The sequence below is a fragment of the Rothia sp. HMSC069C10 genome, from assembly GCF_001812205.1.
GTDB lineage: Bacteria > Actinomycetota > Actinomycetes > Actinomycetales > Micrococcaceae > Rothia > Rothia mucilaginosa.
This window is the reverse complement of sequence record NZ_KV808291.1, coordinates 14,102-37,286: the sequence shown is the minus strand read 5'-3', so window position 1 is coordinate 37,286 and position 23,185 is coordinate 14,102. Positions and strand designations below refer to the sequence as shown.

The 23,185-nt window shown below is 58.9% G+C and carries 16 protein-coding genes and 1 tRNA gene; 8 read left to right on the top strand and 9 right to left on the bottom strand.

Translation table 11 applies throughout. From position 1 onward, the window contains the following. The first annotated feature begins 22 nt into the window (after positions 1-22). The 4 genes from HMPREF2842_RS01555 (at position 23) to HMPREF2842_RS01540 (ending at position 5,121) form a co-directional block, all read left to right on the top strand. Positions 23-1,036, top strand: coding sequence for a metallophosphoesterase (locus HMPREF2842_RS01555; RefSeq protein ID WP_049351944.1), 1,014 nt, complete (start codon positions 23-25; stop codon positions 1,034-1,036). Continuing rightward, positions 1,036-3,075 carry an ABC transporter ATP-binding protein gene (locus HMPREF2842_RS01550; protein ID WP_070642106.1) on the top strand — a complete coding sequence of 680 codons (2,040 nt, stop codon included), beginning with the start codon at positions 1,036-1,038 and terminating at the stop codon, positions 3,073-3,075. Before HMPREF2842_RS01555 ends, HMPREF2842_RS01550 begins: the two co-directional genes overlap by 1 nt. Then, positions 3,075-4,937 (top strand): ABC transporter ATP-binding protein, encoded by a 1,863-nt coding sequence (locus HMPREF2842_RS01545; protein ID WP_070642102.1) that lies wholly within the window; start codon positions 3,075-3,077, stop codon positions 4,935-4,937. The genes HMPREF2842_RS01550 and HMPREF2842_RS01545 overlap by 1 nt, the downstream gene beginning before the upstream one ends. Positions 4,938-5,047: 110 nt before the next feature. Next, positions 5,048-5,121: transfer RNA gene (locus tag HMPREF2842_RS01540), tRNA-Pro, on the top strand. Between the two features lie 140 nt (positions 5,122-5,261). Here HMPREF2842_RS01540 and HMPREF2842_RS01535 read toward each other — a convergent pair. Continuing rightward, positions 5,262-6,395 carry a hypothetical protein gene (locus HMPREF2842_RS01535; protein ID WP_070642100.1) on the bottom strand — a complete coding sequence of 378 codons (1,134 nt, stop codon included), beginning with the start codon at positions 6,393-6,395 and terminating at the stop codon, positions 5,262-5,264. A 371-nt stretch (positions 6,396-6,766) separates the two neighbouring features. Here HMPREF2842_RS01535 and HMPREF2842_RS01530 point away from each other — a divergent pair, with 371 nt between their 5' ends. Both HMPREF2842_RS01530 and HMPREF2842_RS01525 read left to right on the top strand, forming a co-directional pair. Then, entirely contained in the window at positions 6,767-8,350 is a 1,584-nt protein-coding gene (locus tag HMPREF2842_RS01530; protein WP_070642095.1) for a cation:proton antiporter, read from the top strand. 607 nt (positions 8,351-8,957) lie between these two features. Beyond that, entirely contained in the window at positions 8,958-10,517 is a 1,560-nt protein-coding gene (locus HMPREF2842_RS01525; protein ID WP_005504634.1) for a molybdopterin-dependent oxidoreductase, read from the top strand. A 216-nt stretch (positions 10,518-10,733) separates the two neighbouring features. Here HMPREF2842_RS01525 and HMPREF2842_RS01520 read toward each other — a convergent pair whose 3' ends face one another. From HMPREF2842_RS01520 to HMPREF2842_RS01510, 3 genes are read right to left on the bottom strand one after another with little or no spacing between them, the layout of a single operon-like run. Beyond that, positions 10,734-11,378, bottom strand: coding sequence for a LutC/YkgG family protein (locus HMPREF2842_RS01520; RefSeq protein ID WP_012902909.1), 645 nt, complete (start codon positions 11,376-11,378; stop codon positions 10,734-10,736). Continuing rightward, entirely contained in the window at positions 11,378-13,006 is a 1,629-nt protein-coding gene (locus HMPREF2842_RS01515) for a LutB/LldF family L-lactate oxidation iron-sulfur protein (protein WP_070642090.1), read from the bottom strand. The genes HMPREF2842_RS01520 and HMPREF2842_RS01515 overlap by 1 nt, the downstream gene beginning before the upstream one ends. 16 nt (positions 13,007-13,022) lie before the next feature. Then, positions 13,023-13,817, bottom strand: coding sequence for a (Fe-S)-binding protein (locus tag HMPREF2842_RS01510; protein ID WP_049327463.1), 795 nt, complete (start codon positions 13,815-13,817; stop codon positions 13,023-13,025). Positions 13,818-14,659: 842 nt separating this feature from the next. On the opposite strand from HMPREF2842_RS01510, the gene HMPREF2842_RS01505 reads away from it, so the two are divergent. Together HMPREF2842_RS01505 and HMPREF2842_RS01500 are read left to right on the top strand one after the other, a co-directional pair. Then, entirely contained in the window at positions 14,660-16,333 is a 1,674-nt protein-coding gene (locus HMPREF2842_RS01505) for an L-lactate permease (protein WP_070642084.1), read from the top strand. A 221-nt stretch (positions 16,334-16,554) separates the two neighbouring features. Continuing rightward, positions 16,555-17,418, top strand: a complete 864-nt coding sequence (locus HMPREF2842_RS01500) for a FadR/GntR family transcriptional regulator (RefSeq protein WP_005508239.1) — start codon at positions 16,555-16,557, stop codon at positions 17,416-17,418. A gap of 109 nt (positions 17,419-17,527) precedes the next feature. Here the strand turns inward: HMPREF2842_RS01500 and HMPREF2842_RS01495 are convergent, their stop codons facing one another. The 5 genes from HMPREF2842_RS01495 to HMPREF2842_RS01475 all read right to left on the bottom strand — a co-directional run bounded on the left by HMPREF2842_RS01495 (position 17,528) and on the right by HMPREF2842_RS01475 (position 23,025). Next, positions 17,528-18,685: an ABC transporter permease gene (locus HMPREF2842_RS01495; protein ID WP_070642079.1), complete on the bottom strand. Its 1,158-nt coding sequence runs from the start codon at positions 18,683-18,685 to the stop codon at positions 17,528-17,530. Continuing rightward, positions 18,686-19,462, bottom strand: a complete 777-nt coding sequence (locus HMPREF2842_RS01490; protein WP_070642074.1) for an ABC transporter ATP-binding protein — start codon at positions 19,460-19,462, stop codon at positions 18,686-18,688. 1 nt (position 19,463) lies between these two features. Next, on the bottom strand, positions 19,464-20,678 hold the full coding sequence (locus HMPREF2842_RS01485) for a peptidoglycan-binding domain-containing protein (protein WP_070642071.1): 1,215 nt from the start codon (positions 20,676-20,678) through the stop codon (positions 19,464-19,466). 196 nt (positions 20,679-20,874) lie between these two features. Further along, positions 20,875-21,777, bottom strand: coding sequence for an adenylate cyclase (locus tag HMPREF2842_RS01480; RefSeq protein WP_070642067.1), 903 nt, complete (start codon positions 21,775-21,777; stop codon positions 20,875-20,877). A 321-nt stretch (positions 21,778-22,098) separates the two neighbouring features. Then, positions 22,099-23,025, bottom strand: coding sequence for a phosphoribosylaminoimidazolesuccinocarboxamide synthase (locus tag HMPREF2842_RS01475; protein WP_070642063.1), 927 nt, complete (start codon positions 23,023-23,025; stop codon positions 22,099-22,101). Positions 23,026-23,185 lie beyond the last annotated feature (160 nt).

The window sequence follows — 23,185 nt, the reverse complement described above, 5'->3', positions numbered from 1 at the left end:
GAAGCCTGAAAGGCGATTGATAATGTGTGAAAACGCAGTCAACGCCCGCGTCCCCGTGGCGGTCCCCGGCGCACGCGGCTCCTCCCCGCTCCTGAAGAAGGTAGCGGGGGCGGTAGCCGCCACTGCAGCTTTGGGGGCCGCCACGGCGGCGTATGGGCACTTTATTGAGCTGAACAATTTTCAGCTCCGCACCGAGTCCCTGCCAGTACTGCCCGCCGGTAGTCCTGACTTCAGGATTCTGCATATTTCGGATATGCACATGATCCCGGGCCAGCAGAAGAAGATTGATTTCATGCACTCGCTGGCTGCCCTGGAGCCGGATTTGGTGATGAACACGGGCGATAATCTCTCCCACGTGGACGGTATGGGTCCGCTGCTGGAGGCGCTCGACCCGCTCATGGATTTCCCCGGCGTGTTTGTGCCCGGCTCGAATTGCTATTTCGCGCCCGTCTTCAAGAACCCGGCACGCTACCTGTGGCAGCCGCGCACCCCGCAGATGATTGAGGAGGGCTCGCGTGTAGCACTGCCCATTGAGCGGATGCACGAGGCGTTCGAGTCGCGCGGCTGGACGGGCCTGGTCAACCGCTACGACACGCTGAACCTTAAGGGTCTGCGTCTGGAGTTCTCCGGTGTGGATGACCCGCACCTGCGCTACGATGAACACCCCGGCTTCGCCCCCGGCGCCTTCGATGAGGGGCAGGAGCCGAGCGTCCGTATCGGCGTGGCGCACGCCCCCTACATGCGTACCCTGTACCGCTTCGTGCAGGACGGCGCGCAGGCTATTTTTGCCGGTCATACGCACGGCGGTCAGGTCTGCCTACCCGGCGGTCACGCCCTGGTCAGCAATTGCGATTTGCCGCCTTCGCGTGCGAAGGGTGTCAGTGAGCAGTCCGGTATTCCGGTTCAGGTTTCTGCCGGTTTGGGCACCTCTCGTTTTGCGCCGGTCCGTCTGTTCTGCCCGCCGGAGGCAATCCTGGTGACCCTCACGGCTCGCGATAAGGGTGAGGCCGACGCTTCGAAAGGTGGCCGCCGCTAATGTCTGAGGCTTCTACAGCACGCACGACTAAGCGCCGCCGTAACCCCTTCTTGGAGACGGCGAGCGAACCGACCCCCGACCCGATCGACTACGCGCACGGTCAGCGTGCCCCGCACACCCTCGCCGCGTATGCGCGTCCGATTCGTGTGCGCTGGGGCGTGGGTCTGCTCGTGGCGTTCGGTGCCGGTGCCCTTGAGATTTCCATCCCGCAGGTACTGCAGATTATTGTGGATCATCTCTCGCAGAGCACCACCGAGAGCGCCATCTGGATTGCCGGCGGCCTGGTGCTTCTGCTGGGTATTGCGCATGCCTCCTTCATGTATTGGAGGCGCTGGCTGATTGTGGACCCGACCTCCACGATTGAGCTGTCCATGCGCATGAATTTCTTTGACCGCCTGCTCAGCGCCCCGCTTTCTCTGCTGGATCGTTGGCCCTCCGGTCAGTTGCTGACCCGCTCCATGAGCGATCTGGGGACGATTCGCCGTTGGTTGTCTTTCGGTATCGTTCAGATGCTGACTGTTGCGGTGATGTTCCTGGTCGGTGGCTTCTTCATGCTGCGTTCTTCGCCGTCTCTGGCGCTGGTGTTCGTGGTGACCGTGCCTATTCTGGTGCTGTCGCTGGTGAACTTCACCCGCAAGTACTACCGCGCTTCACATGAGATTCAGCAGATGACGGGCGACCTCTCCACCCGTATTGAGGAGTCGGTGCGCGGCATCCGCGTGATTAAGGCGCTGGGCCGCTCCCCCGAGCAGATTCAGGAATATTCCGAGTCGGTGGACGCCCTGCAGGTGCGCGAGTACGGCAGGTCGATGCTGGTGGCTCGTGTTGCCCTGTACCAGGGCCTGATCGTGGGTGTCTCTACGGCGGTGGCGCTGGCTGTGGGCGCTTCGCAGGTTGCGGCAGGCACCTTGAGCCTGGGTGCGATGACCGCCTACTTTGCGGTGCAGACGACCGTGCTCAGCCACGTGACGCGCTCGACCGCGCTGATGTCTGCCTATTTGAGCTATAAGGTGGCGTTGGAACGCCACAACGAGGTCATGGACGAGCCCGGCTTTGAGGCGGTGCCGCTGGTTCGTGGCTCCGCGGCTGTGTCTGGGCCCGAGCATCCGCAGGGTGCTTCTGATTCGTCAACAGTAGCTGGAGTATCTGCCGAGGGCGGCTCCGGGAAGGAAACTATGCAGTACCCCAGCGGTGGCGCAGTATCTGTCACTTTCGATCACGTTCAGTTCAGCTACGACGCTATCAAGGCGTCGGCGGAGGCTACCACTGAGGCGAATTCTGAAGTTGCTTCTGAGACGAAGGCACCCGAGGTTTCCGTGCTGAAGGACGTAGATTTCAAGGTCTTCCCGGGCGAGATTCTGGCGCTGGTGGGTGCAACCGGTAGCGGCAAGTCGACCGTGCTGTCGCTGGTTCCGCGTTTTTACGAGCCGACCTCCGGCTCCCTGCGTTTTGGCACCCGAGATACCGCCGACATGTCTATTGAGGAGGTGCGCGCCCAGACCGCGTTCGTCTTTGAGGAGGCGGTGCTCTTCTCCGGCACGGTCCGCGAGAACGTGCTGATGGGCGTTGCTGAACAGTACGAGCGCGGCACCGAGGATGAGGACTACCCCGCCGCAGAAGAGCTGGAGGCGACCCTCCAGACCGCGCTACAGCTGGCTGCGTGCGATTTCGTGGCGGAGCTTCCGCAGGGTCTGGATACCGTCATTGGTGAGGAGGGTCTGAGCCTTTCGGGTGGTCAGCGTCAGCGTCTGTCGTTGGCACGTGCCCTGGCGAAGCGCCCCTCCGTGCTGCTGCTGGATGACCCGTTCTCGGCGCTGGACGTGAACACAGAGGAGCGTATTATTACCGGTCTGCGTGAGGGTCTGGAGGGCCTGGGCGGCGCTACGACCCTGTTGACGGCGCACCGCCCCTCCACCGTGGCGTTGGCGGACCGTGTGCTACTGATGGTTGATGGTGCCGTGGTCGCCGAAGGCACTCACGCTGAGCTGATGGACTCTTCGGAGCAGTACCGTCAGCTGATGACGATGGAGGAGGGCTAATGGCCCATCATCGTCCGGCGGAGCCGCGGGAGCAGATGAGCCCGCAGGAGCGCGCGGAGACCCGTGAACGCTCGATGGCTCTGCTGCGCCAGATGTTGCGCCCGCACCGTGGGGCGTTGGCTCTGTCGATTATTTCAGTGCTTTTGGTCTCGGGTTCCTCGGCGGTTGCGCCGATTCTGATTGCCCGCGTTTTGGATAGTTCCATTGAGCCACTCAAGCAGGGTGACGTTTCTCCCCTACTGACCCTGCTGACGTTTTTTGTGGTGGCTACCGCGGTGACCGCGATTTTTTCGTGGGTCAACGTGGCGTACACGGTGCGCGTGTCGCTGGGCGTGGTGGTGTACCTGCGTAAGCGGGTGTTCCGTCACGCGCAGTTGCTGAGCGTGTCGTTCCATGAGCGGTACACCTCGGGCAAGGTCATTTCGCGTTTAACCAGCGATATTGATACGGTCCGCAGCTTCTTGGATAGCGGCATCAGCCAGTTGGCGATTACCTTGCTGTCCATGGTGATTTCTGCGGTCGCTATTTTCCTTCTGGATTGGCGTATTGGCCTGTTCATGCTGGTCATGGGCGTGCCGATTTACTTCTTGACGCGCTGGTTCCAGAAGACGGCGGTGCCGGTTTTCCGCATGATGCGTACCGAATCTGCGCATTTGACGAGCCGTTTTGTGGAGACTTTTACGGGTATCCGCGCGGTGAAGGCGTTTGGTGCGGAGGCGCAGATGCGTTCCGAGTACGCGCAGGCGTCGGAGCGTTACCGCCTTGCGGTGATGGATTCGATTAAGATTTTCGGCGTCTACTCGCCCATGCTGATGCTTTTAGGCAATGTGTTTATTGCCGGTGCGCTGGTGCTGGGTGGTTATGCGGTGCTGGGCGGCACCATGCAGATTGGCACCCTGCTGGCTCTGGTGATTTACGCGAACCGTGTGTTTGAGCCGGTCATGCAGCTTTCTGAGTTCTACAACATGTTCCAGTCTGCGATGTCTGCGCTGGAGAAGCTGTCGTCGTTCTTGGCTGAGGAGCCGGAGGTTGCTGAGCCGGATCATCCGTATGAGCGGACTGTAGAGCCTGCCGCCGGTACCGCTGAGGGCGCGTCCGGCAAGGTTCAGGGTGCCCTGGTGGAGCTGGATTCGGCGGTCTTTGGGTACACGTCGGATCGTCACGCGCTGAAGGAGACGACCCTGCGCATCGAGCCGGGTACGACCGTGGCGCTGGTGGGTGCTACGGGTGCCGGTAAGTCGACTATCGCTAAGCTGGTAGCTCGTTTCTACGATGTCTCAACCGGTCAGGTGCGTATTGACGGCGTGGATGTCCGCCAGCTGGCGGATGTGCAGCTGCGCCGTGAGGTGCTCATGCTGACCCAGGAGGTGTTCCTGTTCTCCGCGTCGATTCTGGAGAATATCCGCATGGGTAACCCGCAGGCCTCCGATGAGCAGGTGAAGACAGCCGCGAAGGCGGTGGGTGCTGACGCGTTCATTGAGCGTCTGTGTGAGGGCTACGAGTCGCAGCTGGGCCGCGGCGGTATTACCCTGTCGGCGGGTCAGCGTCAGCTGGTGTCCTTTGCTCGCGTGTTCTTGGCGAATCCGCGGGTGCTGATTCTGGATGAGGCGACGGCTTCGCTGGACATTCCGAGTGAGCGTGCGGTGCAGGCGGCGCTGCGAACCGTGTTGGCGGGGCGTACGGCGCTGGTGATTGCGCATCGCCTCTCGACAGTTCTGGGTGCTGATCGTGTGCTGGTGATTCATGAGGGCTCCGTGGTGGAGGATGGCTCCCCGCAGCAACTGATTGCCTCCGGCGGTCGTTTTGCGGCGATGTACGCCTCCTGGGATGAGCTGAATCAGGTTCAGGAGACTGAAGCCTAGAAGCTTTATCTGTCCCTCCTCCGAGCGGTGGTGTGCCGCTGTGTTGCGTTCTGAATTTTTTTGGGTTATCCTAGGTGAGTTGCCTACGGTATTCACTGATAGGTCAACATCGGGATGTGGCGCAGCTTGGTAGCGCGCGTCGTTCGGGACGACGAGGTCGCAGGTTCAAATCCTGTCATCCCGACAGATAGCCCCGGTCCTCTGGACCGGGGCTTTGTCGTACCCGCAGTATTTCTGTTGCAGATGTTGAGCACATAGAGGCGACCCCCTACCCGCGCAGGAACGCGGGGAGGGGGGTCGCTTTCGTATTGAGTTCAGATTGGGTTAGCCGCGCCCGGAGATGAGGGCGAGAATCGCCTCCAGGGGGCCGCGTCCGGCAATGGAGCGTGCCATGCGTGACCAGAGGGTGCAGAAGCCCAGGGCGATTGCGGCGCCGAGCAGCAGGAAGGCGCTCCAGTACACGGCGGTGCCCCAGCCTCCGGTGGCGACGTAGTGCTCCCCCACGGTGAGAGCCTTGACGGTGGGACCGGCGTAAATAATGATTCCGCTCAGCACAATGGAGGCGCTCAGCGACATCTGGCCCAGGCGTGCAATCGGGGTGAGCATTCCCGCCTGTGCGGAGAGCAGGCGCGCGCATTCGGCCCAGAAGTAGAGGGTTGCCGCGAGGTTTAGGGTTAGCAGCACCTGCGGGCTGTTGAGGAAGCCGAGCTCGGTGTAGGGGTTGAAGGTGCGGTAGACGGCGAGCGCCAGCACGGCGAGTACTACGGGGATTGCGAGCTTTGCCTGCAGGTTGTCGTAGAGGCGCACGAGCACGATGCCCAGGCACATGACCCAGATGAGCTGGGCGCTCTGCGCGTGGTTGACGCCGTGGCTTGCCAGGAACGGCAGCTGGGTAGCGGTCCACTGGTCGGCCCGAGCGGCTACATCCATGAGCAGGGTGTAGGTCCAGGTGATGAAGGGGCTGGTCAGCACCGCAAGCACTGCGACTGCCCACAGCGGCAGGTGCACGACGAATAGGGTCAGCAGGGTGAGTAGCGCCAGGTGCACGAGCATGTCGAAGGGCAGGGAGTAGGAGAAGCCCTGCGTCGGTACGGTCACGCCGGCTTGCGGCAGGTAGGTGATGCCCTGCATGAGTGCCACACCCAGTAGCAGCAGCGCGAGGAATCGCACGATGGTTCCGGCAAAGAGCTGCGGAAAGTTTGCGGTGCGGGCGTAGCGCCAGGCGGCGGCACCCAGGATTGCGGCGAAGAGCGGTTCTGCCGGTACGAGGGTCTGCGGGATCCAGAATTTCCAGGACACCGGGATCAGCTGTAGCCAGTATCCGAAGGGGATGAGCAGGCTGAGCACGGCGAAGGCGCGGGCGAGGTCGAGCCCGAGGTCGCGTCGGGTGCCTCCGAGGGAGGCGGCGCGTGCCCCGCTGCTGACGGTGGGGATGGGTTGTGTGCGCCCTGCTGCCATGTCCTCGCTCCTTGTAGTGCCGTGTTTGAGAGTCTGTGCGCCCTGCTAGGGCTACGCCAGGGGGTGTGCCCTGCCGGGGTATCTGCCGCGTCCGGTGGTGTGAGCCGGATGCGCTGGCATAGGTGTTAAGTGTAACGGTGGAAGCTGTGTCTGCTCGGGTGGTGGCGCGGAGGTTTTGCTCTCATGTGGTTTCCTCGTGCGGTTATTTTCGGTGTTCAGGCGCTCGATACGTGCTGTTCAAGTGTTGTTGCACGAGGTTAGGTGTGTACCATTGGTACGTTCTTAAAGGTGGGGCAATCCCGCGGGAGCATGATTTCGCTCCTTTTACTGTCCCAAACACGCCCCACCTGCACACACCACGTTGAGGTTTTATGTTTTCGACTTTTTCCCCGCTTTTCTTGACGGATTTGGGGGCTTCTGGTGCTCTTCTTGCTTCGGGTACGACTCTGTCGGAAGGGTCGAGCCACGATAGCGGCCAGTTTGTGTCCATTTTCTGGATTACGTTGGTTGCGTTGCTGTCCCCGATTCTTTCGCGTCTGACGGGTAAGAAGATCCCTGATGTGGTCTTCCTGCTCATTTTTGGTCTGCTGATTGGCCCGAATATGCTCAACCTTGCCAGCAGTGAGGGCGGTATCCCGCTGCTGAAGGAGCTGGGCTTGGGCATGCTCTTTTTGATTGCGGGCTTTGAGATTAACGTGTCGTCGTTGCGTAGCCGTCAGGGCTATAGCGCTATTGCCACGTGGGTGGTGTGCTTTGCTTTGGGTATGGCAGGTGCGGCGGTTATTACGTCGTTCTCGCATGAGCTGAATACGTATATTGCGGTGGGCGTGGCGTTGAGTTCCACGGCGTTGGGTACTCTGCTACCGATGTTGAAGTCTCACGGTGCTGCCGGTACGCCGGTGGGTAATGCGGTGCTGGTGCACGGTGCCGTGGGTGAGCTTCTGCCGATTTTCGCTATTTCACTACTGCTGTCTTCGCGTTCGCCGGGCATGGCGTTTGTGGTGTTGCTGGCGTTTATGGTGGTGGCGGTGATTGTGGCGCTGATTCCTCACCGTCTGTTTGCGCATGTGCCGGGTCTGCGTCAGATTATGGCTGCGGAGGCGAATACGACCGGTCAGACGGTTCTGCGTCTTGCCATGTTCCTGCTGGCGACCCTAATCATGTGCACTGCCCTCTTTGATTTGGATGCGGTGCTCGGTTCCTTTGCGGCGGGCCTTATTCTGCGTACCCTGACCCCTCCGGCGGCTTTGCATATGATGACTCGCCGCCTTGAGGTGGTTGGTTTTACGTTCATGATTCCGCTGTTCTTTGTGGTTAGCGGTATGGGCATTGATGTCTCTGCTGTGGTGGCTAAGCCTTTGGGTCTGCTTGCCGTGGTGGTGGGTATTCTGCTGTGCCGCGGCGTTCCGGTTCTTTTGGCGGAGCATTTCTTCGATACCCGTTCGGGTCTGACCACTCGCGCACAGAAGGCGCAGTTGGCGTTGTATTCGGCTGCGGGTCTGCCGATTATTGTGGCGGTGACGGAGGTTGCGACCAGTTCGGATCTTTTGGAGGAGTCCACGGCGTCGCTGCTGGTTGCCGGCGGCGCGCTGACGGTTCTGCTGTTCCCGCTATGGGCGTTGGGTATTCGTCAGGCGTTTGGTTCTGGTCAGCCGATTCAGCAGGAGCCGAGCCGTAAGGAGCAGATGAATGCGTTGAAGGCTCAGCGTAATGCGCAGGCGAAGCTTGCCACGGGCATGATTCCGGTGGTTCGTTTGAAGTCGCAGGCTGATTCCGAAACCCAGCCTGATTCTGAGTCCCAGCCCGATTCTGAGTCCCCGGCTGATGCTCAGCCCGGCTCTGCCGAGGCTACGGGCGCTTCCGCTGGTTCTAGCGTTGCGTCCCGAGCAGCCTCTCGGGCTGGGGCAAAGAAGCGTAAGGGTTCTGCGGAAAATACGGGTTCTGCAGAAATCTAGCAGCGGCTACGGTACGGTTGCCTTCGGCGTTTCAAGGTCGGTTACAAACCGGTTTAAGTGAGAATCTCGCTTACAGTCGCCGCAACCTTATGTGGGATTGAATTTATAAAACCACACAATACCAGGCAGTTAAAGCCCTGCAAACCAACATGCATCCCACATATAGAATCAAAACCCACCGCATCCCCTCTTGAGGCTGCGGTGGGTTTTTTGCACCCGAAAGACCCTATAAACCGCGGAAAGATGAGAATCTTCCTTAAATTCGGATTTTTTATGCAAATATTACAGAACATGACGTGTCTTAGCTTTCACGACTGACACTTTGTCCTATAAAATTGAAAGCGGACAGGGAATTTCCCTAAAACACACATAAACCAACATACATACACAGAGTCGCTTCCGCCCCAGCGGGAGCTGGCGCACCTCCCATCTCACACACGGGAGGCGCCCCTTTCGGGAGTATCCGCGACGATACCCCCGGCGGCTCCCAACCATGGAGGAGGATCATATGGTTCAGAAAGGTAACTATTTCTAACCTCGCATCTCAAGGCCTCGCACTGAATCCTAACGATTGTCTGCACACACAGTCATTTCCGAAGGAAATATCATGCACCAACTACTCCTCACCGCGAGCACTGGTGGCGTAGAGCTGGACTTCCCGGCCTGGCTCCGAATTACGCACTTCATCAATTTCATTATGATGGGCTTCCTGATTCGTTCAGGTTGGGAAGTTCTCGCCTCTCACCCCCGCCTGTACTGGAACAACCATTGCACCCCGGGTTCTGAGTGGATTAAGTTCACCAAGGACAAGGTCCCTACCACCCCCGGCGCATTTACTGCGCGCGATGACCAGCGCACCCTGTCTCCCCTGATTTCTCTGCCCGGTAAGGCTCAGATTGGTCTGGGCCGCGCATGGCACGCGCTGGTGACCGTCATCTGGATTGTTAACGGTCTGGTATATGTCTCCCTGCTGTTCCTGACCGGTCAGTGGCGCCGCATCGTCCCGACCAGCTGGGACATCATCCCGCAGGCGTGGGAATCCATCCAGATTTACGCTGGCTTCCAGATTCCCTCGATTGAGCACTTCCAGCCGTACGACGCTCTGCAGCAAATCATGTACTTCACTGTGGTGTTTATCGTGGCACCGCTGATGATTGCAACCGGCCCGATTATGAGCCCGGCATTCTGCGGCCGCTTCCCCGGCTACGTGCGCCTCTTCCGTAACCGCCAGACCGCACGTTCCATCCACTTCCTGGGCATGGCGTTCTACTGCGTCTTCACCGTCATTCACGTGGCGCTGGTGTTCGTGGTTCACCCCCAGTACAACATCGCCCACATGATGCTGAACAAGCCCTACAACGAGGTGGACGCAGCACAGTTCGCTCAGGCAGTCACCATGCTCATTGGCGGCATTGTCTTCGCTGTGGCTCTGTGGATTTTCGCTTCGTACTGGTCCCTGCGCGACCTGCGATTCACCCAGACCTTCATTTGGGGTCTGACCCAGCCGATTCGTAACGTCCTGCTGGACCGTATCACCTCCCGTCAGGTGCAGAAGAAGACCTTCACCGATGCCGACATCTCGCCCTTCCACTGGGTTAACACTCGCCCGCCGACAGAGCGTGAGAGCACCGAGTGGAACCGCCTGAAGGAGCACGAGTTCGTTGACTACCGCCTTGAGCTGGGCGGCCTGGTGAAGGAATCCAAGTCCCTGAGCATTGACGAGCTCAAGCAGTTGGGCAAGGAAGTCAACATCACCATGCACACCTGCATGCAGGGTTGGACCGGCATCGCCAAGTGGGAGGGCGTGCGCCTGCGCGACGTTCTCGCACTGGTCGAGAAGACCGACGAGGCACGCTACGTTATGGTGACCTCCTTCGGCCACGTGGGCCACACCTACGACGGCCGCCCGACCGAACCCTACTACGAGTGCCTGGACATCTCCATGGCAATGGAAGATGAGACCATCCTGGCGTGGGGCATGAACGACAAGCCCCTGCCGGATGTGTACGGTGGCCCGCTCCGTCTGCGTGCGGACTCCATGCACGGCTACAAGATGGTCAAGTGGGTTCAGAAGATCGAGTGGATCAAGGACTACCACGATGTTGGCGATGGCCAGGGCGGTAGCCGTGAGGACTCCGGTCTGCAGCACTTCGACGCACGCGCCTAAGCACCCTCACGGGGCGCTACGACGCTAACCGTCGATACACCACCCTATAAAGCACAGAACGGTGGCGGGAAACATGGGCCCGCCACCGTTCGCTTATCTTCTCCGCCGCTCTCTACTGCTCTGAAAGATGCAGAAGCCGAGAGGGCATAAAGAAACCGCCCGGGAGCCTTAGCTCTCGGGCGGTTTCTTTAGAGGTTTGCCTTCTGGCGCTGCACCTTAAGCGTCGTAGATGATGACGTCCAGGGTACGGGGGCCGTGCACGCCCTCCACGCGGATCAGCTCGATATCACTGGTTGCCGACGGACCGGAAATCATGGTCACAGGGCGGGTGTAGGTGATACGCTCGATCGACTCGGGAACCAGCTCCACCACGGTGGAACGGGGAACCACGCAGATGTGGTGGTCGGGCACCAGGGTGATGGCGCGGCGACCCTCATCGGGGTTGGTGTTCAAGAAGATCGTGCCGGTCTCTGCGCAGGAGACGGTCGAACCGGTCACCACAGCGTCAACTGCGTCCAGTTCCTTCAGGCTCAGGCAGCCGGGTTTGAGGGTGCTACCGGAGTCGGTGACGCGCTTGCGGTCAGCGGTGTCAGCCGGTAGCCACTCCATGTTCAGGCCCTCGGGAACCACGTAGGTGGACTTTTCACCCAGTCGCTCTGCGATGACCTTGGAGATGTTCTCCTTGTTCGCGTGGAACACGTTTGCCTTGTAGTCAATGAGGCGGTCGACGAGCATCTCAATGGTCTGCTCTTCGTTCAGCTCGCTGACGCGGCGGTAGTTACGTACGGGCTCGGGGGCGACGGGTGCGTCAGCCAGGGACGAGCGGATACGTGCGAGGATATCTTCCTTAGCAGAGGACATTAGTTGTTCTCCTTAGCTTCACGGGCTTCCTGAGCAGCCTTAGCGTTTGCAGCCGCTTCAGCTGCCTTACCCTTGTTAGCCTCGATGAGGGCCTGAATGTCAACGCGCTGTGCGTTATCGCGTGCCGGAGCCTGACCCTTCTCCTTCTTCCACCAGTTGCGGAAGGATTCCTTGGGGGGCTCGGGGATGTCGCGGTATGCGGTCCAGCCGCCGACGATACCGGGAACAGCGGTGATCTTGTGCTTGCGGCCGCTAATGAGGCGGGACATGGGCAGACCACGTTCTGCAATCGACATCATCTTGCCGGAGGTGAAGAGCTTCTTCGCACCGAGCATCATGCCGTCCATCTGCGAGAAGGGAGCCTTCTTGTTGCCCTCGAACTCGCGGATAGCGTGCTTGGACTCGACGTCCTTAGCGCGCAGGTGCACGAGGACCTCGGGGAAGTTAATCTTCACGGGGCAGACCTCGTAGCATGCGCCACAGAGGGAGGATGCGTACGGCAGGGAGTTGTTCTCTGCAGCCTCGATACCGGAGAGCTGCGGGGACAGAATCGCGCCGATGGGACCCGGGTAGGTGGAGCCGTAGGCGTGACCGCCTGCGCGCTCGTATACGGGGCACACGTTCATGCAAGCGGAGCAGCGGATGCAACGCAGTGCCTGGCGGCCCAGCTCGTCGGACAGAACGGCGGTACGGCCGTTGTCGATGAGGATGACGTGCATGTTCTGCGGGCCGTCACCGGGGGTCACACCGGTCCACATGGAGGTGTAGGGGTTCATGCGCTCACCGGTGGAGGAGCGGGGCAGCAGCTGCAGGAATGCCTCGTAGTCCTGGAAGGTGGGCAGAATCTTCTCAATACCCATGAAGGTAATGAGGGTGTCGGGCAGGGTCAGGCACATACGGCCGTTACCTTCGGACTCCACGATGGTCAGGGTACCGGTCTCAGCAATACCGAAGTTGGTGCCGGAGACTGCCACGGTGGTGTTCAGGAACTTGTTACGCAGACGGTTACGCGATGCCTCTGCCAGTTCTGCCGGCTCATCGGTGATGTCCGGGTTAATACCCTCAATTTCGCGCAGGAAGATGTCGCGGATTTCGCGGCGGTTGCGGTGAATTGCGGGCACCAGAATGTGGGAGGGGCGGTCGTGGCCGAGCTGGACGATTTCTTCCGCGAGGTCGGTCTCAATAGCGTTGATGCCGTTTTCCTCGAGGAATTCGTTCAGGCCGGTCTCTGCGGTTGCCATGGACTTAATCTTGATGATTTCGTCCACGCCCTGCTCGCGGATCAGGTCCAGAGCGATCTGGTTTGCTTCGGTGGCGTTGCGTGCCCAGTGCACGTGGCCGCCTGCGGCGGTGAAGTTACGCTCGAACTGCTCGAGCAGCTCGGGGAGGTTAGCCAGAACGTAGTTCTTGACGGACTCACCGGTGTTGCGCAGGTCCTGCCAGTCGGGCACCTCAGCGGTGACCTTGGCGCGCTTGTTACGAATCGCGTGGGTCACGAAGCGCAGGTTGGAGCGCAGCTGCTCGTTCTTGAGCTCTTCCTTCGCGTACTTGGGGAAGGGGGTTTCTTCGAAAATGTTGCCCTCGCCGTAGTGAACGACCTTGGGCATACCAAGCTGAATAGCGGTCATGAGGTCTTATCTTTCCTTAGGCGATTGAGAGCTCGAGGTGCTCGGCATCAATCTTGAGCGGGTTTTCCTTGGTGGATGCGAGGATCTCAGCGAAGTGGATGGTCTTCACGTCGGAGCCGCGACGGGAGAGTGCGCCACCGATGTTCATCAGGCAGGAGCAGTCGCCGCCGGTGCAGACGGATGCGCCGGTTGCCTCGACGTTGTCGGCCTTGTCGTTGACCATTGCGCCGGAGACGTCAGCGTTCTTGAAGGAGAAGGTACCACCGAAGCCGCAGCACTGGTCCATACCCTCAATCTGGGTGTACTTGATGCCCTCAACGGTGCGGACCAGGTCCTGCTGGCGGGTGCCCAGGCCGAGCATGCGCATACCGTGGCAGGAGCTGTGGTAGGTGACGTGCTCGGGGAAGTAGGAGCCGAGTTGCTCAGCGGCATTGGTGATGCCGAGGATGTCGATCAGCAGCTGGGAGAGCTCGAAGGTGCGGGAAGCAATCTGCTCTGCCTTCAGAGCCAGTGCCTCGTCGCCGCGGCTACGTGCGACCATTGCCTGCTGGTGACGCAGGGAGCCGACGCAGGAGCCGGAGGGTGCAACAGCTACGTCCCAGTCCCAGGAGTCAAAAGCCTCAACGTGGTTCTTGATGACTTCGTAACCGTCATCGAAGTAACCGGAGTTGACGTGCATCTGGGAGCAGCAGGTCTGGTTCGGGGGGAAGACAACCTCGTGGCCCAGGCGCTCAAGAATTTCGACGGTGGCGCGTGCTACGCGGGGGTACATGCCGTCAACGATGCACGTGGAGAAGAGTGCAATGCGCATGACTTGTCCGTCCTTTCCTCTGTGTTCAGAGTTTCTCGGTCTCACCGCCTGCGTCTGGGGCAGGCGGGGCACAGTCCGAATAAGTTCGGTCTTCCGTGTACTGCGGTTCAATGAGGTGAACCGGGGAAGCTGGGCCGGTTGGTTCCGGCTGATGTGCGCGCCCCAAGTGGAGGTGGGATGCGGTGGGATCAGAAACCGTGGTGATGTCTTATATCTTCCTTGCCATTTAACACCGTTGTGCGGCTTTTCTCTAGTCGAAATAGCGCATACTTTCCTTGTTAAATAATGGGTTAGGTCTACCTGACCTTAAGGTATATTTTCCTACCTTCCGGTACATATGACCTCATCTAGTTTTCACTCTCGCCACACCCCCTATGCCTCTTTAATTATTGAACGTTTATCAAACACACATCTTTGGCGGCTAAACCCCCTAGAAATCCGCCTTTCTGAAGCGTTAATGATTGTTTTATGGGGCGACTCCTCTTTAACACAACATTCTTTTCAAGAATGTGCCCACAGTTGAAGGTTCCTCAATAGCTAAAGCAGTCACTCATACACCCAATCCTTTACGCCTTCAGAAATATTCGAGTTTCAGAAGCTGGCATTAACTGTCAGAGCCGCAATATTTCGGTAAATTCACGGGATACAAACCCTCCAGACACCCCTTAGTCGCGGAAATGAGTCAGGTCACTTTTGGTGAAACGCCGCACTATCCGCTACTCTTCTAAACATGCGATCAATGGTCTGACCACATCCCCATGCAGGGAACAATGACTCGTTCCCCACAGAATTATCTATGGTCTGACCACACACAAAACACACCCTGAACCAAAGGAGTTCCAGTGGAAACTTATACCGCTGTAACCAATGCAGTGGGAGGTAGCCTCGGCCTCAGCGCGCTCGTGGCAACCATTCCCCTCCTCACCTTCTTTGTGATGCTACTGGGCGTTAAGGCACGCGCTCACTGGTCCGCACTCGTGGCACTGGCAGCATCCATCCTCGTAGCAGCGCTGGGCTTCCACATGCCCGCTGACCTCGCCGGCCTGAGCGCCGTCCGCGGCGCCATCTACGGCCTGGTCATCTGCTGGGTTATCCTCGGTGCAATCTGGTTCTACCAGCTCACCGTTCTCTCCGGCCGCTTTGAAGACCTGCGCCGCGTCTTCGACCGCCTCGGCGGCGGCGACCTGCGCATCCAGGCTATCCTCATCGCATTCTGCTTCGGCGGTCTGCTCGAGGCACTGGCTGGCTTCGGCGCTCCCGTTGCAATTACCGCAACCATGATTCTCTCCCTGGGCGTTAAGCCCCTTAAGGCTGCTGTCACCGTTCTGATCGCTAACACCGCACCCGTGGCATTCGGCGCAGTTGCTGTCCCGATCACCACCGCAGCTGACGTTGGCGGCAAGGACGCACACGTTATCGCAACCATCGTTGGTCACCAGGCTCCGTTCCTGGCAATGCTCGTTCCGCTCATCCTGCTCGTCATCCTTGACGGTATGAAGGGTCTGAAGGACGCATGGCTGCCCGCACTGGTCATCGGTGTCTCCTTCGCAATTGCACAGTGGGTCACCGCTGCTACCCCCGCATACAACCTGACCGACGTTGTTGCTTGCATCGTCTCCATGGGTGTTGCTGTTGTCTTCCTGCAGTTCTGGAAGCCGCGCGGCGTCGCAGGCGTTCGTGAACGCTACGGTCTGCCCGCACAGGCTGAAGAGAAGGAAGCTCTGCCCGCCGTTCGCGTCTGGATGGCACTGCTGCCCTACGTCATCGTCGTTGCAATCTTCGGTGTTGCTAACCTGCACGCTGGCCTGAAGGCATGGCTGAAGAGCTTCGTCATCAAGATTGATATCCAGGCTCTGAGCTCCCGCCTCGTCACCGCTGACGGCAAGCCCGTCAAGGACGCTGTCTACAACTTCGCGTGGATGTCCAACCCCGGCACCCTGCTGATCATCTCCGGTCTGGTTGTTGCTGTCGTCTACTTCTTCTTCAACGAGAAGGGCCGCTACGCCTTCAAGTTCCCGGCAATCTTCACCGAGTTCGGTTCCGTTGTCTACCGCATGCGTTGGTCCATCCTGACCATTGCTTCGGTTCTGGCACTGGCATACGTCATGAACTTCTCCGGTCAGACCATTGCCATGGGTACCTTCCTGGCAGGCCTGGGCACCGTCTACGCGTTCCTCGCACCGGCTCTGGGCTGGATCGGTACCGCTGTGACCGGTTCGGACACCAGCGCCAACGCACTGTTCTCCAAGCTGCAGGTGTCTGCCGCTGAGAACCTGCAGCACGCAGGTATCCACGGAGCAACCCCCGAGCTCATGCTGGCTGCTAACACCACCGGTGGTGTGGTCGGTAAGATGATCTCCCCGCAGTCGCTGGCTATTGCTGCTACCTCCGTGGACATGGAAGGCAAGGAATCCGACATCCTCAAGGCTGTCCTCCCCTGGTCCTTCGCTATGCTCCTGTTCGTCTGCGTCCTGGTCTTCCTGCAGACCAACGTGCTGTCCTTCATGATTCCCTAATCTGAAGCTCAGGTTTTAGAGAGTTCCTGAAGCATCCGCTTCACGAACAGTAGGACATTCGCCCCGGTTTGACCGGAGGCCACAGCGGGGCGGCGTACCTTTCCGGTATCGCCGCCCCGCTTTTTATGCCCCTTATGACTCGATAGGTTGCCCCAATAGTTTGGGAGAACATGCTGAGTCGAGACTTCTTTTCGTTATCCGCCTCGTTATCAGGAGAGAGTATGCCTCGTTCTTTTGACGACACCCAGCCTGCAGAGGCGCCCCCTGTGGTTGAGCGCCAGCCGATTCTGGCGGACCGCAGCTACAGCATCATTCTGGAGACCTTTGAGCGGCGCCTGCGCCTGGGTGAGTTGCGTGTGGGCGATAAGCTCCCCTCCGAGCGTGAGCTGGCGGCACGGCACGGTATTTCCCGTCCCTCGGTCCGTGAGGGCCTTCGGGTTTTGAACGCACTGGGTCTGATTCGTTCCAGTACCGGTTCGGGACCGAAGTCGGGCGCGATTATCATTTCGGAGCCGTCGGATGCACTCAGCTGGGCGCTGCGCATGCACATTGCGACCCGTAGCCTGCCGGTGAAGGACGTTGTCTCAACCCGTCTGCTACTGGAGGGCCCTGCGGCGCGTGCGGCGGCTGCCGCGCCGGACACCCCGGAGCGTGCGGCAGCGTTGGAGCGGGCGCGCGTACATCTGGCGGAGATGGATGAGCAGATCAGCGATGAGCGTTTCCATTTCTGCGATACGCGTTTTCACTATGAGCTGTCGAAGCTCGGCGGCAATATTGTGCTTGATACAGTGATTGACTCTCTGCACATGGCGACGATGAGTTATGTGCAGGAGGCGGTTCCTTTCCTAAAGGATTGGGAGGCGGTCAAGCGCACGTTGCAGCAGCAGCATTACGGCATTATTGAGGCGATTGCCTCTCACGATGAGCAGGCAGCCTATGAGCGGGTGTGCGAGCACATTACGTGGTTTTATTCGCTGTCTGACCGTGCTGCGGAGGAGCGGGCGCGGCAGCATCCGGCGCGGGATATTCTGCACGAGGATTTGTGCCACGAGAACGTACATGACGAAGACGTTCACGCCGGCTAGGCTTCGCCCCTCAACCCCATAAACCCACATAGCTAAAGGGCGGTGCCCCGGAAGAATGACCTTCCGGGGCGCCGCCCTTATGCGCCGAGCAATTATTTCAGCGGGGCAATTATTGCAAGAGCTCAAGCGGCTGAACCTTCGTTGCCGCGTAGGCGGGCAATGCACCCGCCACGATGCCCACACCCAAGCCGAGGAAAGGAATCCCTAGGATAAGGGGCGGCAGAGATAGCGCCCATCCGTTGAGAAGGCACACAACCCAGGAACCGAGAATACCGAGGATGAAGCCTCCAAGAGCGCCCAGGGCCCCGAGGAGAGCCGCCTCCGCAAGGAAGCTGACCGCCACATCTCGCCGTCCCAACCCTAATGCACGGTTAATGCCGATTTCCCGGCGGCGTTCCCAGACCGAAATCTGCATGGTCATCACAATGCCGAAGCTTGTCGAGGCGATAAGAACCACCAGGATGATGGTCGTAAGAGCTCGGCTATCCTTCGTCAAGGAAGCACGAAGAGTCACCGGTGAAGGCGGAATCTCAATGTTTGTATCAACGGGGGCGCGCTGCGGATCGAGTACCTGCTTGAGCTGTTCCGCGACCGTATCTGCGCTTCCTGGATTCACGATGACGTCCATACCGCGTTGCAGGGTGTGGGCTTGCGGCAAGAAAGTGGAGGTGGTCGGCAGGATAAGAGCGCTACTGAGAGCAGCGTTTTTGCCGCCGTCACGGATAATGCCGAGCACGTAGGCTCGCATTCCGTTGACCTCAATCATGTTCCGCCCGGGCTCAGTACTGACCCCTAGCTCTTTCGCGAGGGCAACGCCCAGATAGACGGTAGGCTCACCGGGGCGTTCGCGGGCAGGCTCCGAGAAATGTCCCTCAACAATGTGCGCACCTCGTGCTTTCAAACCTGCTTCTGAAACGATTGCGAGGGGTGTCTGTTGGCCCTCATGCCCCGGCCTGTTGACCTGCGGACGCGTTGTCTGCGTATCGATGGTGACTGTACCGGCAGCTTTGACCTCTGGAACTTGGTTAACGCGCCAGAGCAGTTCATCCTCCGGTATATCCCAGGTCTGCGGCTGGAGGCGCACACCGAGCCGGGTGGAATCGTAGCTGGCCAGCTGCGAGCTCGTGTTGAGCGCTGACGACTCGCTGACGCCCACCAGCATGATGATGGTGGTTGTTCCCGCGAGCATCGCCAATACCGTGAGCAGGTTGCGGCGCCAACGGTGAACAACTGCAAGGAGAGCGTAGTGAAGGTTGTTCCTTAGCATCTATCCTCCCCTGACGACGGGTTCTTTGAGCGTTTGGTGGGCCGGTTCTTCGGGGCTAGCGAGTTCGGGGCTAACGAGCATCCCATCGACCATGTGTAGCTGCCGGTCGCAGCGAGCCGCGATATCGGGTTCATGGGTGATGATGACCAGGCTTTGTTTCTCCTCGCGGCCGGCGAGGAGCAGATCCAACACCTTGTGAGAGTTTTCAGTGTCGAGGTTTCCTGTAGGCTCATCGCACAGTAGGATACGCGGGGCGCAGGCTAACGCACGCGCAACCGCGACTCGTTGCTGTTCACCACCGGACATGTTGCGTGGAAGAACCTCCAGGCGGTGCCCCAAACCCACCTGTTCGAGTGCCTGCAACGCACGCTGATGTGCCTGACGGCCCGGTACGCCGCGCATCCGGAGGGTGTGGGCAATGTTCTCGGTGGCGTTCAGATGAGCGATAAGGTGGTACGCCTGAAAGACGAAAGCGATGTGCTCACGGCGTGCTACAGTTCGCTCGGCGTCGCTGGCGGTGCCCATGTTTTGGCCCAATATTTTCAGCTCACCTTCGGAGGGCTGATCGAGTAGCCCGATGATAGAGAGGAGCGTAGATTTTCCGCTTCCGGAGGCACCGGTAATGGCCACCGATTCGCCTTCATGAATGCTGAGGGTTGCGTTTTTAAGCGCCCAGGTGGAGGGCGGGAAGAAACGCGCAATATTGTGGCACTCGATATTAGGTTTTGTGGCGGTAGAGCTCGCGGGGAGGGCACGTTCTGTCTCGTGATGAGGCATTTTAGCGCTCCTTCAGCTTCACGACGGTACCTGCCTTGAGTTCTGCTGCGGGGTTGACGAGCTCGCAGATTCCGGCGGAGCATACACCGAGGGTGACGGGAACGCTCTGACCGTTATCCAGGGTGATGGAGTGCGTTCCGTTTTCTTCGGTTTTGACGGCTGCTTCGAGCACCGCGAGGGCGTTTTCAGCGCCTCGGTTGAGAGTGACGGTTGCTTGAAAACGTGTTGATGCCGTCGTGTTTTCCGGCAAGTCGATTGTGATGGGGTAGCGTTTCCGTGCGGTAGCTCCCTGTGCGGAGGTATCGCTGTTAGGTCGCGCGCTGTTCTGCGCACCGTTGGAGGCACCTGCGTTAGCGCCGCCGTCAGCGTTAGTTGAGCCTTCGGGTGTGAGGGCCGAGCCCAGAGTGCCTTCGAGCGGACTTCCGTTATCGGTAAGAATCTGGACTTTCTGTCCTTCAGCGAGTTCATTGCTGAGAGCGCTACCGTCCGCGGAGAGTACCAGACGGTATCCACCCGCGGATAGGGTGCACAGCGCCGGAGTTGAGGTTTGGCCTTTGGTGCCGCAGCTGTTGTCTACGGTGTATTCATTGCCGTCAGCGAAGAGGTATTCAGAGAGCGGCAGTGCGGTGCTGTAGCGTCCTTCTTCGGTTCGGTCAGTATCCCCGGGAGGGTAGTAGCCACGATCCAGGTAGAAACGGTAGACAGCGTTGGCGGTGGCTTCGCCGTAGCTTCCTTCCTCATCCCAGATGCTGTAGCCGAGTGATTCCAGAGCTTCTTGGAGCTGTTTAACGTCATCGCCGCGAGCGCCTACGGCAAGGTCGCGGTAGGCGGGAATACTACCCTTGAACGCAATGATGGGACGCTCATTGATAGTGGTGATAATTGAGCCGTTACTCAGCTGGGTACCCGCCTTGGCGCCGTCCCTGGTCACCACTCCTTGAGGGGTTCCTACGGTGTAGCTTCGGGCGGGTGACACGCTGACTTCTCCCGAGTAGGTGCGGGTAACAGTCTGCGTGCTGATTCGGGTTGTTAGTTGCGCGGCGCGGGACGGCTGCGCATTGGATTCAACATTGGTGCGTAGCCCCGTATTAAGTGCGTAGATGGAGAACCCGCCGGTGATGACGAGCAGAATGACGAGCACCGGAACCAGGTAGGCGCGTATGGTTGCCGTCGTGGCGGCGCGGCGGGGGTTTTCTGAACTCTGCTGCGTGTTCATGGGTTCACCTTTCTGCGGTGAAATATGGGGCGGGACTAGGGGTAATTGCTGAGGGTAACAACGTGGCGGGGGTTGAATAAAGGGGTGTATCCTCTGCTCTCATCCGCGGGTGAACGCGGTTGAGAGCAGAGGACCGGTAGAAAATTTTCGCTAGAAAATGTCCAACGAGGAATCAGCGTTTACTGGTTGCCGTTGGCTAGTTGCCGTTGACTAGAGCTGCGGCACGCTCCTGTGCCTGACGTTCAATATCGCGTACTTCAAGGATGAGCGGCTCATGCTCATTGAGCCAGGTCGCAGCCTTTTCGTAGTAGATATTCTGTGCCTTAGTCAGGATTCCAGTAGACTTTTGGCAGTTGTAGTCAGCATGAGCTAGGGATTGCTCTTCCGCATTGGCGGCGGCATTGGCTGCCTTATACTTACCCCAGGTTTTCTCTGCGTAGCTGGGAGCATCTCCGAAGTGCTGGATATCGGTGTATCCGCTTTCTTTCATGCATGCACCGTAGGTGGTGTCATTACGGTAGTATTTCCCCATTTCTTCTACTGCGTTATTTTTGGATCCACCCACGATGAGCTCGTTAATGAAGTTGATGTATTTGAGGTAGTTTTCTGCTGAGCCAAAGACAGCCTCTGCCGCACGTCCCAGGCATGAATCTGTTGCCATGCCGGTCTGGGAACCGTTACTCATCGTGATGGTAACGGTTTTGCTGTCTGCGGCTTGGGGGTCGCCTTGAAATGCTTTCCGATATGCCGGGTTTTCCATCGCGGGTGCATTGCTGGAGCTAGCGTTGCCCTGCCGGGTGGATAAGTACCCTTGGGTGGCCGCTTCTTCGTTGGCGAAGTGGGCGTCACTCATCGCAAGTTCATGAACGGAGCTGCCGTCAATAATGTTCTGGCTACCGGAGTAGGTGAAGGACTTCTCACTCATGCACTTTTTGACTTCGTTAACGAGGGCCACGTTAATGTCCGGGGAGGGATTCTCGTAGCTTGCCAGGACATTGCGAATGTCTTGCTTAACTTCAACGGTGGTGGAGCAACTCGATACGCCCAGGCAGCAGGCAATACCGATAAGGACGAGGGGTGTGAAGGGCTTCTTTGCCATGGACTTCACCTTTCTCAAGCATCATTGATGGGCGAGAACCGGCAGTGATACGAGCGTATCGTGAGGGCTACCTACATACCTGCTATATGGTGTGAACCTGCGTTTCGTGGAGTAGAAGCGTAGTGAGCCGATTACTAAGTATGATAGAGGACAACCCCCCCCCGTACAATAGACACACAAGATGTATTTATGACGTATAGCACCTATAAGAATGCATGTAAAAGAGCTTATGGATTAAAGGGCGGTGCCCCGGAAGAATGACCTTCCGGGGCACTGCCCTTTAGCTATCTCAAAGACTTATTTCAGCCCGAAATATTGAGTTTAGAACTTCGTGCCGGTCAGACGCTCATACGCCTCAACGTAACGGGCACGAGTCTTCTCCACAACCTCCTCAGGCAGGTGCGGCACGTTATCCGAACCGTCCCAACCCGCGTCCGGGGAACGCAGCCAGTCACGCACGTACTGCTTATCAAAGCTCGGCTGCGCACGACCCGGCTCATACTGCTGAGCGTCCCAGAAACGCGAAGAATCCGGGGTCAGAACCTCATCACCCAGAGTGATCTCGCCGCGGTACGAATCAGTACCGAACTCCATTTTGGTATCCGCCAGAATAATGCCCTGCTCACGAGCAATCTTCTCCGCAGTGGTGTACAGGCTCAGGCTCAGCTCCTCCAGGCGCTCACCCACCGGCTGACCCACCTCAGCGTACAGCTCCTCACGGGTCACCAGCTCATCATGCTCACCCACCTCAGCCTTACCGGTCGGAGTGAAAATCGGGGTCTCCAGGCGGGAACCATCCACCAGACCCGCAGGCAACTTCACGCCAGCAATCTCACCGGTCTGGTTGTACACGGCCAAACCCGAACCGGTCAGGTAACCGCGCACAATGCACTCCACCGGGAACATGTTCAGGGAGCGGCAAATCATCGCGCGACCAGCCACAACATCCGGAACGTCAGTGGACAGCACGTGGTTCGGAACCTGCTTAAGCTGCTCAAACCACCACAGGGACATCTGAGTCAGAATCTTGCCCTTATCCGGGATCTCGGTGGGCAGAATACGGTCAAAAGCGCTAATACGGTCCGAGGCAACAACCATGACCGAACCGGCACGTAGCTCAGCGTCATCATTGACGGTCAAGCCGGTAGCGTCAAAACGTTCCTCATTCGGAACGTACAGGTCGCGGACCTTGCCGGAATAAATGTGAGTCCAGCCCGGGATTTCCACGGGGTTAGAACGAGAAGTCATGAGAATTTCTCCTGATGAGGTGGTGTGATGTGGATGCAAAAAGTCTGTGTAATTACAATACCGCGACAGGCACGGCTCCCGATAGTGCCAATCAGTCATCAATACGGCACAATCTTGAGAGCCCAACCTACCCCGGTCGCCGCCGACAGCACCCCGATTG